Consider the following 342-nt stretch of genomic DNA (forward strand, 5'->3'; position numbering starts at 1 on the left):
TCTTTGTACTGGTGAAACGTCTGTTCTCCGGTAAGCACGCAAACCGGAGGTCATAATGTTTCGTGAAACTGTTTTAGCGTTAGCCCTGCTGAGCGCAGGCTGTGTGTCATTAGATCCCACGTATCAGCGCCCGGACGCGCCCGTTCCGGCCACCCTGCCCGGCGCGCACGGCGAAGCCAACGCCGTGGTGAGCCAGTGGCAGCAGGTGATGAATGATGCGCGGTTGAAAAGCGTGGTGACGATGGCGCTCAACAGCAACCGCGACGTGCAAAAAGCGATAGCGGATATCGACGCCGCCCGTGCCCAGTATGGCGAGACGCGCTCGTCCCTGTTCCCGACGGT

At 60.2% G+C, this 342-nt stretch carries 1 pseudogene; it reads left to right on the forward strand.

From position 1 onward, the window contains the following. Window positions 1-55: 55 nt before the first annotated feature. A pseudogene (locus tag FLQ44_RS01715) lies at window positions 56-342 on the forward strand (TolC family protein); the annotation flags it as partial.

Source organism: Vogesella mureinivorans (genome assembly GCF_007644035.1).
GTDB classification, from domain to species: domain Bacteria; phylum Pseudomonadota; class Gammaproteobacteria; order Burkholderiales; family Chromobacteriaceae; genus Vogesella; species Vogesella mureinivorans.